Below are 12,953 nucleotides of genomic sequence, written 5' to 3' on the forward strand. Positions count from 1 at the left end.
AATTTTAAGAGGATGTAAAAGTCCTCTTAATTTAAAGAATACATTGATAATGATTATTAAGTTCATGGGGGAAAGATGACTAGGATTGAAAGAGAAAAAAGAACAATAGAGCTTATGATAAAAATATATTGTAAAAAGAGGCATAAGAAAAAAGAATTATGTGATGAGTGCAATGAATTACTTGAATATGCTTTGAAAAGACTTACTTACTGTAAATTTGGAGAAGAAAAAAGTACTTGTGGTAAGTGTCCAATACATTGTTATAAAAAGGATATGAAAGAAAAAATTAAAAAGGTCATGAGATTTTCTGGACCAAGACTAATTATATATAATCCAATAGAGTTAATTAGACATATGACTTATTAACATAAATAGTAATAATAGAGGAGAAATTATTATGAAGTCAATAAAAAAATATATTTATATAACAGTAGGACTAATTTCAGTTGTATTGGGAGCTATAGGGGTAGTATTTCCAATACTTCCAACAACTCCATTCTTATTATTAGCATCATATTGCTTTGCAAAAGGCTCAGATAGGTTTAATGATTGGTTTATGGGAACAAAGTTATATAAAAAACATTTGGAATCATTTGTAAAAGAAAAAGCTATGACATTAAAAGAAAAAATATGTATTTTGGCTTTTGCAGATTTTATGTTAGCATTTCCATTAATATTAATAGATAGCTTATTTATGAAAGGTGTAATTGTAGTACTTATACTATGTAAGTTCTATTATTTCATTTTTAGAATAAAAACAATAACTAAAGAAGAGAAAGCAACAAGAAAATTGACACAAGAAAATTAATTGGAGGAATCATGGAGAGAATATCATCATCACTTTTTATGTTATCACTATTATTTTATTATGTGCCTAAGATATTTAAGGTAAAGAAGATGAATTTTATAAAGGCTCATATTTGCCTTGGCTCTATATCTGTATTAGCAATGTGTATCGCATTAATACAGAAAATAGGACAAGGCGATTTTATAAAATATATTGGCTTTACTGGAATAATGATTGCTATTGGAATAACAGGATACTTTTCAACTAAAAGGCCTAAGATATATAAGAAGCCTCATCTTATTTGTACAATAGGATTCTTTGTTTACTTATTTACAGTTGTATCTATTTTAAAATAATCTTAAATAATATATTACTCAAATTTTTAGTATCAAAATAAGTTTAGTAGTTATGAAAATTTAAATATATTTAAATATTAGATTTTAAAGGTCTATATTTGGATAGCTATATATGCATAGCTTTAATTTTAGAAAAAGCTATACTTTTAAAAACATACTTTTATATCTATAAAGTATGTTTTTTGATTATATAAAAATTAGTTTTGTGACTTTGTTACAGTCAAAATTAAGAAATAAGAATATACTTATATCATAGAATAAATAATCATTATTGGAGGAAATAAAAATGAATAATATAAGGGTTTATACAACTAACACTTGTCCGTGGTGTACAAAGGTAAAAAATTATTTAAAAAGTAATAATATAAACTATGAAGAAGTTAACGTAGGATTAAATAGAGCAGCAGCTATGGAAATGGTAAATAAAAGTGGACAAATGGGAGTTCCGGTTTTAGATATAGATGGAAAAATAGTAGTTGGTTTTGATAAGAATAGAATAGATAATTTATTAGGACTTTAATTATTAAATAATTATACAAATTATTGATAAAGAAAAAAAGTAAAGCTAAAATATAAATAGTTTTACTTTTTTTGCTTTTCATCTTTTAGTGTTTGAGTGGATTTGAACTAGTGGGTTTAAAGTAAGTAAAATGATTGAGTAAGTTAGTTAAGATATAAGGATTTTTTTATTTTTAAGAATTTTATGAGGTAAGAGGTATGGAGTTAAGAAAAGAAATCATAGAAAATTATCCATTTTTAAGTGATTTAAGCGAAGAGGTATTAGAAGAATTTTTTAAAAGAGTTATTGTAAATAATTATGAAGTTGGACAAAGTATGTTTAATAATAAACAAAGTTGTATAGGATTTTCGTTTATATTAGGTGGTAGAATAAGGATTTACAAAATTGGTGATGATGGAAAAGAAATAACTTTATATAGGCTAGGTAAAGGTGATAATTGTTTTAATACAATATTATGTGCTTTAACGGAATCGGAAGAAACTTCATTTTCAGAGGTAGAGGAAAATGCAGTAATTGCTTTATTACCAATGGATTTTTTTAAGAGACATCTATTAGATAATAGTAGCTTTCTAAAATATATATTTAAAAATTTATACGACAAGTTTGAAACTGTAGTAGAAGGCTTAGAAAAAGTTACTTTTGATAGTATAGAAAATAGGCTTATAAATTATTTTAAAGAGAAAATGAATGATAATAATGGCGGAAAGATAATTTATACAACTCATGAAAAAATTGCAGCAGATATAGGGTCTTCAAGAGAAGTTGTAAGCAGAAGTTTAAAATCATTAGAAAAAAGAGAAATATTAGAACTTGGAAGAGGAAAAATAAGAATAAAAAATTGGATTTTTTAAATTAGTATTGACATTTAGGTAACAATATCTTAAAATTTGAATATAGTAATATTATTGACAGATAAATAACAATGATATGGAGTTAATATTAAAATGAGAAGAGGTGATATCTTGGACAGTAATTATAAACAATACGAGGATATAGCAGAATTTTTAAAAGTTTTAGCTCATCCAGTTAGACTGTGTATAGTAAAAAATCTTTTAGAAAAAGGTTCTTGTAATGTAACTAATATGCATAGTTGTTTAGGAATGCCTCAATCTACAATTTCTCAACATCTCCAAAAGTTAAAAAGTGTTGGAATAATTAAAGGTGAAAGAAACGGACTTGAAATAGTATACGAAGTAGTAGATGAAAGAGCAGAAAAAATTATAAGAGCTCTTATATAAGAATAATATTTAAATGATATTATATTAGTTTTAAATTATAAGTAATTTAAATTTATTAATATTAAAGGTTGTTAATTTAGAGCAGCTATAAACTAGCTGTTCTTTAAATTTAAAATAAATATCGTAATATTATAATATAACAATAACTGATTAAATGAATATTATATAAGTATAGATGTAAAGATTTTTAGAAATAAAGAATATTACTAATTTAGGAGGATTTTTAATGAATAAAAAAGTTTTAATAGTTGGAGGAGTTGCAGGTGGAGCATCTGCAGCAGCTAGACTTAGAAGATTAGATGAAAATATAGAGATAATAATGTTTGAAAAAGGTGAATATATTTCTTTTGCAAATTGTGGGCTTCCTTATTATGTTGGTGAAGTAATAAAAGAAAGAGATGCATTACTTCTTCAAACACCAGAAAAAATGAAGGATAGATTTAATATAGATGTAAGAATTAATAGTGAAGTTATACAAATCAATACAGAAGATAAAAAGGTAAAAGTAAAAACAATTAATAATGAAGAATATGAAGAAAGTTATGATTATTTAGTTTTATCACCAGGAGCAAAACCAATAAGACCTAACTTACCAGGGATAGATAGTAAAAAAATATTTACAGTTAGAAATGTCCCAGATACAGATAAAGTAAAAGCTTTTGTAGATGCTAAAGATACTAAATCAGCTGTTGTTATTGGTGGTGGATTTATCGGAATAGAAATGGCAGAGAACTTGAGAGAAAGAGGTATTGAAGTAACATTAGTAGAAGCAGCACCTCATGTTATGGCACCTTTTGATTCTGAATTTTCAAGCTTAATTGAAAAAGAGTTAAATTCTAATGATATAAGTATCATGTTAAATGAAAAAGTTAATGGATTTGAAGAAAATGATAATTTAATTAAGGTTAAGCTAGAAAGTGGAAAAGAAATAGCTGTTGATATGGTTGTTTCAGCAATTGGAGTAACTCCAGATACTACATTTATAAGAGATAGTGGTATAGAACTTGGAGAAAGAGGTCACATAATAGTAGATGATCACATGAGAACTAATAAAGATGGAGTATATGCGGCAGGAGATGCAGTAGTTGTAAAAGACTATGTAAATGGAAATGAAGCATTTATACCACTAGCAGGACCGGCAAATAAACAAGGTAGAATAATAGCTGATAATATAGCAGGTTTAAATTCAGCATATAAAGGAACTTTAGGAACATCTATAATAAAAATATTCGATATGGTTGCATCATCAACAGGGAATAACGAAAGAACTCTAAATAGATACGGAATTAAATTTAATAAGGTTTATTTACATCCAATGAGTCATGCAGGATATTATCCAGATGCTACCCCATTAACAATAAAGGTTATATATGATGTTGAGGGTAAAATACTTGGAGCTCAAGCATTAGGATATGAAGGTGTAGATAAATTTATAGATGTAATAGCAACATCAATTAAGTTTGGTGGAACAATGGAGGATTTAGCAGAACTTGAACTTGCATATGCACCACCATTCTTATCAGCAAAATCTCCAGCAAATATGGCAGGATTTATAGCTCAAAATCAACACGAAGGATTAGTAGATGTTATAAACATAGAGGAGTTAGATAAATTTGATGAATCAAAGCAAATTTTATTAGATACAAGAGATAAGCAAGAAGTAGAACTTGGAAAAATAGAAAATTCAATAAATATATCAGTTAATGATTTAAGGAGCAATTTAGATAAGCTAGATAAAGATAAAGAAATTTTAGTTTATTGTGCAGTAGGAATAAGAGGATATATAGCAGCAAGAATATTAAAGGCTAATGGCTTTAAAGTTAGAAACTTAAATGGTGGATATAAATCATATGTTAACTGGAACTATAAAGCAAAGGTTTTTGAAAGCAAGAACAACAATATAAATAACAATGAAAATGGAGATTCTGTAATGAAAGAAGTAGCAGCTGATAAAGTAAGAGAATTAAATGCAACAGGATTATCTTGTCCAGGGCCTTTAATGCAAGTAAAAGCAACTATGGATGATATGAGTGATGGAGAGGTTTTAAAAGTAAAGGTATCAGATGAAGGGTTTTGCAGAGATATAGAAGCATGGACTAAGAAAACTAATAATAGACTTATGAATTTAGATAAAAATAAGGGGATTATAGAAGCGACAATTATGAAGTGCTCAGATCAAATTCTATCTGGAACTGAAATTTCTAATACTTGTACTACAGTTCCAAGTAAAAATGGTCAAACTATGGTTGTGTTTAGTGGTGATCTAGACAAGGCAATTGCGTCATTTATAATTGCTAATGGTGCAGCTACAATGGGTAAAAAGGTAACTATGTTCTTTACATTCTGGGGACTAAATGTTTTAAGGAAGCCTCAAAAAATAAGAACACCTAAAAATATAATAGAAAAAGCATTTGGAATGATGATGCCAAGAGGTAGTAAAAAGCTTGGATTGTCAAGAATGAACATGGGTGGAATGGGCGCTAAAATGATTAGAGGAGTTATGAAAAATAAAAATATTCAATCATTAGAAGATTTAATGGATGCAGCTATAAAAAATGGAGTAGAAATAGTAGCATGTACAATGTCAATGGATGTTATGGGAATTAAAAAAGAAGAGTTAATAGATGGAATAACTTATGGAGGCGTTGGATACTATCTTGGTGAAGCAGATGATGCTAATGTCAATTTATTTATATAAGGAAAAGAATATATTTTAGAATAAATAAAGACGTAGTCTCAGAAATCTATTTAATATAAAATTTATTCAATTTCAAGTAAGCTTTATTTCCTTAAAAAAGTTAATTTCTTATTTTTATAAAGGGTCTCGCGTTTTGAGACCCTTTTAAACCATTTATTTATTGAAATATAGATTGTTTTAGTTACTAAAGTTGATTATTTAATGACGAAATAGTATCATCAAGCTTTTCTAAACTTGTAGTTTGAAGATCCATATTTGCAGCAATTTCTTCGCATAATGCAGAGTGCTCTTGAGAAATCGTAGAAACTCTTTCTATTATAGATAAAACATTATCTTTTTCAGAAGAAGCTACAGTTAGATTTTCTATACAACTATCTATTTCTTGAATTGAATCACCTATTGATGATTTTATGTTTGTAAAGCTACTCTTAGTGCTAAGAAGAGTCTTTTGTTGATTATCAATTGCTGAATTACCAGCTTGCATTGCTTTAGAAGTATCAAGAATATCAGATTTTATATCATCTAATATTTTAGTAATACTTTCAACTGATTGCTTTGAGTTTTCAGCTAGTTTTCTTACTTCACCAGCAACGACAGAGAATCCTCTGCCAGCTTCCCCTGCTCTAGCAGCTTCTATTGCAGCATTTAGAGAAAGTAGGTTTGTTTGGCTTGCAATTTGACTTATAGAGTCCGTTATAGTATTTACTGACTCTAGTTTTGATACAAGAGAGTTTACTGTTGAACTAACTATTGTAAAAGCATGCTGTAGAGATTTCAATGATTCATCTAAATCAGTGAATGTATTTAAACCTTCATCTGCAACTTTATCAGTATCCAAAACAGCAATTTGAACATTAGTAACGTTATAAGCTAATTGCTCCATACGGTTATTAAAGTTTTCTAAGATGTTACTTACATTATTAATTTCTTCTGCTTGGGTAAGAGTTGCAGTTGTTAAGTTAGATAGTGAATTATTAACATCTTGAATTGCATTAGATATACTGGAGCTAGTATCACTTAACATAACCATCTCATTTTTTAAATTCTCATTTGTATTTTCTTTTTCATTAATATCACTGGAAATAAAGTCATCTGAGATTTCTTTAGTAACATCATTCATTGTTACATTTTTTTTCTTTGATTTAGAAAATAAACCCATATTAGTACCTCCTAATTTTATCTTTTCCATCTCGAGCCATTTCTTTTATTTTTTGGGGTGCACCTATAGATGTAATGACTTCTGAAAACCATCTTAAGGCCGATGTATTTTCACCAACTCTTCTATGTAATTCACCGATTAAGAACATAATAGAAAATCTATCCAATCCATACACGGGTAGATTTTCATTTATAAATGTATCATTAAAGGCTATTAATGCTTGATTTATATAATTTTTTTCATTAACCTCATCCATTAACAACCTATACATCCAAGCGATTTTTAAACAAATCATAGCTTTTGTACTACTCTTACTTTCAATAACAAGTGAGTTAATTAAAGCTAATTTGTATCTTTCAATTGCAATTTTTTCAGTAAAGGGAATATCATATTCACGGTTAACCCATTTTGGTGTAATTTTTTCCTTTACAAGTTTTATTTGAAATTCTCTAATTTTATTAAAGTCTGTTTTAAGAGCTGCATAACCACAGCTTGGACACAACCATACTTCATAAAAATAGGGATTTTCTACTGAATATCTTATAAATAAGTCAGAATCCCTAGAAGTAATCCTAGGAGCATTAACTTTTACAGTTGGTGTTCTAAAGGAATTTTTACAAACTGGACAATTTACTTCTTTAAGAAATAAGTTCTTAGTTGATTTATTAATATTATCGTCTTTTTTTATTAAATCTTTAGCTTTCATACTCTGTAATGAGTTCATCATAAGTTATCACCTCTGTATTCACATATATCTAATTATAGCATATTATAGAATATTTGTAGCTAAAACATTTACAAAGGTAGAAAAAAGAATATTTTAAATATATATTTTGTGATAATAAGTACAAAATTAATAGTGTTATGATATAAAATAGTTAATATGATTATTTGAGTACACAATAAAATCAAAATAATATATATTAATTAGGTATGAAATATTACTGTAATTAAGGGTTATTAATAAGCTATATTTTTAAATATATGCAACAAAAATTTTATTTTATCCTATATACTTTAATAAATTAATTACACAATTTCATATTTTTGATATAATATTTAGGGTGAAGTTTGAAAAGGGTGATAAGATATGGCGATTCAAGATTGGAAAAGTTTTTTTATGCCTTATGAACAGGCTGTTGATGAACTAAAGGTAAAGCTTAGAAGCATTAGAAAGGAATATAGAAAGAAAAATGAATATTCTCCAATAGAGTTTGTTACTGGAAGAGTAAAAGAGATATCTAGTCTTCTAGAAAAAGCTAATAAATTTGAAATTCCTTTAGATAGGCTTCAATATGAAATTGAAGACATAGCTGGCATTAGAATAATGTGTCAATTTGTAGATGATATAGATAGAGTTGTGGAAATAATAAGAGCAAGAAAAGATATGCAAATTCTTTATGAAAAGGACTATGTTAGGGGAGTAAAGGAAAGTGGATATAGAAGTTATCATGTTATAATTAAATATCCAGTAAATATGGCAGAAGGCCAAAAAGAGATACTAGCTGAATTTCAAATAAGGACTTTAGCAATGAATTTCTGGGCAACAATAGAGCACTCATTAAATTATAAATATAAGAAACAGCTTCCCGATAATGTAAGAGAGAAACTAAAAAAAGCGGCTGATGCAGCATTTGAGTTAGATGAGCAAATGCTTGATATTAAAGATGAAATTAAGGATGCTCAAAAGCTATTTGAAATAAAATCAGACATAATTTCAAGTATTATGCATAATATATTAACTCTTATATCACTAGGAAAATTTGCGGAAGCAAGTAGATATGAAAGTTCATTAAATAAGCTAATAGAGGATGGAGAAATATATGAACTTAATAATTTATTAGTGTCTATAAAAAGAGATGTAAATAGATATAGAGATTGAATTTAAGCTAAGAGTATGATTTTTATTAATCATACTCTTATTTTTTATATTAAAAATAGATTAGTATAACATATATGAAAACTGTCTATTATTAATTACTTTATAAAAATATAGATAAATTATCCAAAGTATATTGATAATGATAATCTATATCAATTATAATAAGAATCAGTTGATATAGATTATCAAATAACGGGAGTGAGTATATGACTAAAAAATCTTTATTGGTTATTACTATTATTCTTTCAGTAATATCCATATTCGTTGGAGTATCAAATATAAATATATTTAATATGGGAACTTCAGAAATAGAGGTTCTTATGATAAGTAGATTACCACGTTTGATCAGTATATTAGTTGCTGGAATAGGTATGAGTATAAGTGGTGTAATAATGCAACAAATAAGTAACAATAAATTTATTTCACCAACTACAGCTGCAACAGTTGATGCTGCAAAGCTTGGAGTTTTATTTTCAATAATAATATTTACATCGGCTAATATATTTCAAAAGATGGTTTTATCTTTTATATTTTCTTTAGTAGGAACATTTATGTTTATGACGATACTAAAGAAAATAAAAATAAAAAATGTGATTTTTATTCCACTTATAGGAATTATGCTAGGAAATGTAATAGGATCGATAACAGATTTTTTTGCATATAAGTACAATTTGACGCAAAGCATGGGAGCGTTTTTACAAGGTAGTTTTTCAACAGTATTAAAGGGAAACTACGAAATATTATATTTAAGCATACCACTAGTAATTATAGCTTTTACATATGTACATAAGTTTACCTTAGCTGGTATGGGAGAAGAGATGTCAGTAAGTCTTGGATTGAATTACAAAAAGGTTACTAACATAGGAGTTATAATAGTAGCTTTAATTTCATCATTGGTTGTAATAACGGTAGGGAGTATACCTTTTGTAGGATTAATAATACCCAATATAGTTTCTATATGGAAAGGGGACAATCTGAAAAATAACATGCCTATAGTGGCTTTACTAGGTGCAAGCTTTGTTTTAGCTTGTGACATTATAAGTAGGTTAATAATTGCACCATATGAAGTTCCTATAGATTTAACAATTGGCGTTATTGGAGCTGTAATATTCCTTTATTTAATATTTAGGAGGAATAAATAATGAGAAATAATAAGAAAAAAATAATTATAATGCTAATAATTGCAATAATCTCTCTAACATTGTTTGTAGTATGGGGATTAAGTGCAAAGAATTACAGATTTAATTTGTCTCTTAGAATTCCAAAAGTATTAGGTATATTAATAGCAGGAGGAACAATTTCAGTAGCATCCCTATTATTCCAGACAATAACTAATAATAGAATTATAACGCCAAGTATTATAGGTTTAGATGCTTTATATAATTTAGTACAAACTATAGTGGTTTTTATATTTGGATCTACATCAATATTCATGGTTAATAAAACAATTAACTTTTTAGTAGCAGGTACCTTAATGGTAGTCTTAGCAATGATTCTATTTAAAGTAGTTCTTAAAAGTGGGGAAAATAATATATTCTTCTTGTTATTAGTAGGAACAGTTGTTGGAACACTATTTAGAAGTTTATCATCTTTCATGCAAGTTTTAATAGATCCAAATGAATTTGATGCACTTCAAGCAAAATTATTTGCCTCATTTAGCCTAGTAAATACCAAGATATTATTCATTTCAGTTGTAATATTGGTAATAATGGCAGTTATCTTATATAAAGATTTTAATAAATTAGATGCTATGTCATTAGGGAGAGAGCAAGCTATAAACTTAGGGGTTGATTACGATAAATTTAGCAAAAAAATATTAATGATTGTTGCTATACTAGTTTCATTATCAACAGCGTTAGTTGGACCTATTACATTCTTAGGAATAATAGTTGTTAATTTAACGTATGAAATAACTAAAACTTATAAGCATTCAGTTCTTCTTATAGTTGGCACACTTATAAGCATAATTGCTTTAGTTGGAGGTCAATTCTTTGTAGAAAGAATATTTAACTTCAACACAACTATAAGTATAATAATTAACTTTATTGGAGGAATTTACTTTATAAATCTATTATTAAGGGAGAGTAAGCTATGATAGAAGTAAGAAATATTAGTAAGAGTTATGGAAGTAAGAAAGTTCTAGAAGATGTTTCTTTTAACATAGAGGAAGGTAAAATAACCTCGTTCATAGGGCCAAATGGTGCTGGGAAAAGTACTGTTTTATCTATAATATCAAGACTTATGGATTCTGATTCAGGAGAAGTTATTATAGATGGTAAGGAAATAAAAAAGTGGGATTCTAAGGAGCTATCAAAAAAATTATCAATATTAAAGCAAAGTAACAATTTAAATATAAGATTAACAATTAGAGAACTTGTATCATTTGGAAGATTTCCATATTGTGAAGGGAGATTAAAAAAAGAAGATGAAAAGCTTGTTGATAATGCTCTAAGTTATATGAAGCTTACTGACATTCAAGATAAGTATATTGATGAGTTAAGTGGTGGACAAAGACAAAGAGCATATATAGCAATGATAATTGCTCAAGATACAGATTATATACTACTAGATGAACCTCTAAACAATTTGGATATGAAGCATTCAGCTGAAATGATGAGGATGCTTAGAGAAATGGTAAATGATTTAGGAAAAACTATAATAATTGTTATTCATGATATAAATTTTGCATCTTGTTATTCAGATAATATTGTTGCACTAAAAGATGGAAAATTAGTTAATCATACTACAACAGCAGAAATGATAACAGAAGATAACTTAAGTTGTCTTTATGATATGAATTTCAATATTAGAGAAGTAAATAATCAAAAAATATGTATTTATTTCTAAAACAATTAATTGGTAAAAAATATAATTTATATAGAACAAAAAATGGAGGGATTTTAAATGAAAAAAAGACTTGCAATCATATTAAGTATGGTTATGTTATTATTAGTAGGTGTGGTAGGATGTACTTCAGGCGATAAAAAAACTGAAGAGTCAGCACAAGAAGAAAATACAACAGTTGTTGTTAAAGACCAAAAAGGTGAAATAGAAGTTCCTGTTAATCCAAAGAATGTTGTAGTTTTAGATTACGGTTCATTAGATATAATGAGCAAGTTAGGGGTTGAGCCAGTAGCACTACCAAAAGGTTCACTACCATCATATTTAGATAAATACAAAGATGATAAATATGTTGATTTAGGTTCATTAAAAGAATTTGATTTAGAAAAAATTAATGCAGCAGAACCAGATTTAATTATAATAGAAGGAAGACAAGAGTCTTATTATGAAGATTTAAAGAAAATTGCTCCAGTATTATACTTAGGTACAGTTAATAATGATATATTTGCTTCAGCAGAAAATAATGCTAAAATCTTAGGTCAAGTATTTGATAAAGAAGAAGGAATTACAGCTGAATTAGAAAGCATAAATAAGAGATTAGAAGCAGTAAGTGCAAAAGTTAAAGAAAATAACACAACAGCTTTAATGACAATGTTCAATGAAGGTTCATTATCAGTTTATGGTGCAGGATCAAGATATGATATGGTTTATAGCAAGTTCGGATTTACTCCAGCAGATACAGAAATAGAAGTATCAAATCATGGACAAAATATTTCATTTGAATACTTAAAAGAAAAGAATCCAGGTTATTTATTTGTTTTAGATAGAGGAGCTATAACTGGAACTCAAGCATCAGTTAAAGAAGCGGTAGAAAATGAATTAATAAAAACAACTAAAGCTTATGAAGAAGGACATATAGTATATGTAAATCCACAGGCTTGGTATGTTGGTGGAAGTGGAATAATGGCAGTAGATGCTATAATTTCAGATGTAGAAGCAGCAGTAGGAATAAAATAATAGAATCTATAAATGGAATAAAAGGGAATTTAACTTGTGTTAAATTCCCTTTTTATTTATAAAATAAAGTTATATATATTAAATTATTAATTAAATACAAATACTTATAATAAAAAATAGAATATATATTCATTATTTTAAAAGTTTCACAAAAGTAAATTTTACTATTTACAACGGATAATTATTATTATATAATAATAACATCGAAAGGATTTGATAAAAGTTATAGAAAATAATTTATTAAATTAAATTAGATATAAATGAGGAGGAGTTTAGATTATGAAGAAATTTGTTTGTACAGTATGTGGATACGTTCATGAAGGGGATGCAGCACCAGAGGTATGTCCAGTATGTAAGGTAGGAGCTGATAAGTTCATGGAACAATCAGGAGACCTAGCTTGGGCAGATGAACATAGAGTAGGAGTTGCTAAAGATGTAGATCCAAGAGTTATGGA

Annotated in this window: 15 protein-coding genes; 13 read left to right on the top strand and 2 right to left on the bottom strand. The window is 27.4% G+C overall.

The features are described 5' to 3' along the window. Nucleotides 1–75 precede the first annotated feature (75 nt). The 7 genes from J7M87_RS09410 to J7M87_RS09440 all read left to right on the top strand — a co-directional run bounded on the left by J7M87_RS09410 (nt 76) and on the right by J7M87_RS09440 (nt 5,599). The gene (locus tag J7M87_RS09410) at nt 76–366 is read left to right on the top strand and encodes a nitrous oxide-stimulated promoter family protein (protein WP_291650808.1); all 291 of its coding nucleotides are present in this window, start codon (nt 76–78) and stop codon (nt 364–366) included. A gap of 31 nt (nt 367–397) precedes the next feature. Continuing rightward, a complete protein-coding gene (locus J7M87_RS09415) occupies nt 398–808 on the top strand; it encodes a YbaN family protein (protein WP_291650809.1) in 411 nt (136 codons plus the stop codon). A gap of 11 nt (nt 809–819) precedes the next feature. Beyond that, nucleotides 820–1,143, top strand: a complete 324-nt coding sequence (locus J7M87_RS09420; protein WP_291650810.1) for a hypothetical protein — start codon at nt 820–822, stop codon at nt 1,141–1,143. 286 nt (nt 1,144–1,429) lie between these two features. Further along, nucleotides 1,430–1,663 carry a glutaredoxin family protein gene (locus J7M87_RS09425; RefSeq protein WP_291650811.1) on the top strand — a complete coding sequence of 78 codons (234 nt, stop codon included), beginning with the start codon at nt 1,430–1,432 and terminating at the stop codon, nt 1,661–1,663. A gap of 197 nt (nt 1,664–1,860) precedes the next feature. Further along, the gene (locus tag J7M87_RS09430; protein ID WP_291650812.1) at nt 1,861–2,514 is read left to right on the top strand and encodes a Crp/Fnr family transcriptional regulator; all 654 of its coding nucleotides are present in this window, start codon (nt 1,861–1,863) and stop codon (nt 2,512–2,514) included. 111 nt (nt 2,515–2,625) lie between these two features. Next, a complete protein-coding gene (locus J7M87_RS09435; RefSeq protein WP_291650821.1) occupies nt 2,626–2,901 on the top strand; it encodes a metalloregulator ArsR/SmtB family transcription factor in 276 nt (91 codons plus the stop codon). 226 nt (nt 2,902–3,127) lie between these two features. After that, entirely contained in the window at nt 3,128–5,599 is a 2,472-nt protein-coding gene (locus tag J7M87_RS09440) for a CoA-disulfide reductase (protein ID WP_291650813.1), read from the top strand. Nucleotides 5,600–5,783: 184 nt separating this feature from the next. On the opposite strand, the gene J7M87_RS09445 is transcribed toward J7M87_RS09440, so the two are convergent. Further along, the gene (locus J7M87_RS09445; RefSeq protein WP_291650814.1) at nt 5,784–6,758 is read right to left on the bottom strand and encodes a methyl-accepting chemotaxis protein; all 975 of its coding nucleotides are present in this window, start codon (nt 6,756–6,758) and stop codon (nt 5,784–5,786) included. Nucleotide 6,759: 1 nt separating this feature from the next. After that, on the bottom strand, nt 6,760–7,485 hold the full coding sequence (locus tag J7M87_RS09450) for a DUF2225 domain-containing protein (protein WP_291650815.1): 726 nt from the start codon (nt 7,483–7,485) through the stop codon (nt 6,760–6,762). A 363-nt stretch (nt 7,486–7,848) separates the two neighbouring features. Between J7M87_RS09450 and J7M87_RS09455 the strand changes: the two genes are divergently transcribed. From J7M87_RS09455 to J7M87_RS09480, 6 genes are all read left to right on the top strand, one after another. Then, entirely contained in the window at nt 7,849–8,640 is a 792-nt protein-coding gene (locus J7M87_RS09455; protein WP_291650816.1) for a GTP pyrophosphokinase family protein, read from the top strand. A 206-nt stretch (nt 8,641–8,846) separates the two neighbouring features. Beyond that, nucleotides 8,847–9,782 (top strand): iron chelate uptake ABC transporter family permease subunit, encoded by a 936-nt coding sequence (locus J7M87_RS09460; protein WP_291650817.1) that lies wholly within the window; start codon nt 8,847–8,849, stop codon nt 9,780–9,782. Continuing rightward, the gene (locus J7M87_RS09465) at nt 9,782–10,735 is read left to right on the top strand and encodes an iron chelate uptake ABC transporter family permease subunit (protein WP_291650818.1); all 954 of its coding nucleotides are present in this window, start codon (nt 9,782–9,784) and stop codon (nt 10,733–10,735) included. The genes J7M87_RS09460 and J7M87_RS09465 overlap by 1 nt, the downstream gene beginning before the upstream one ends. Continuing rightward, a complete protein-coding gene (locus J7M87_RS09470; RefSeq protein WP_291650819.1) occupies nt 10,732–11,487 on the top strand; it encodes an ATP-binding cassette domain-containing protein in 756 nt (251 codons plus the stop codon). Before J7M87_RS09465 ends, J7M87_RS09470 begins: the two co-directional genes overlap by 4 nt. Before the next feature lie 57 nt (nt 11,488–11,544). Then, the gene (locus tag J7M87_RS09475) at nt 11,545–12,498 is read left to right on the top strand and encodes an ABC transporter substrate-binding protein (RefSeq protein WP_291650820.1); all 954 of its coding nucleotides are present in this window, start codon (nt 11,545–11,547) and stop codon (nt 12,496–12,498) included. 279 nt (nt 12,499–12,777) lie between these two features. Next, the coding region (locus J7M87_RS09480) for a rubredoxin-like domain-containing protein (RefSeq protein WP_365845131.1) at nt 12,778–12,953 on the top strand (176 nt) is incomplete at its 3' end.

It is taken from the genome of Clostridium sp. (assembly GCF_017888565.1).
In the GTDB taxonomy this organism is placed as follows: domain Bacteria; phylum Bacillota; class Clostridia; order Clostridiales; family Clostridiaceae; genus Clostridium.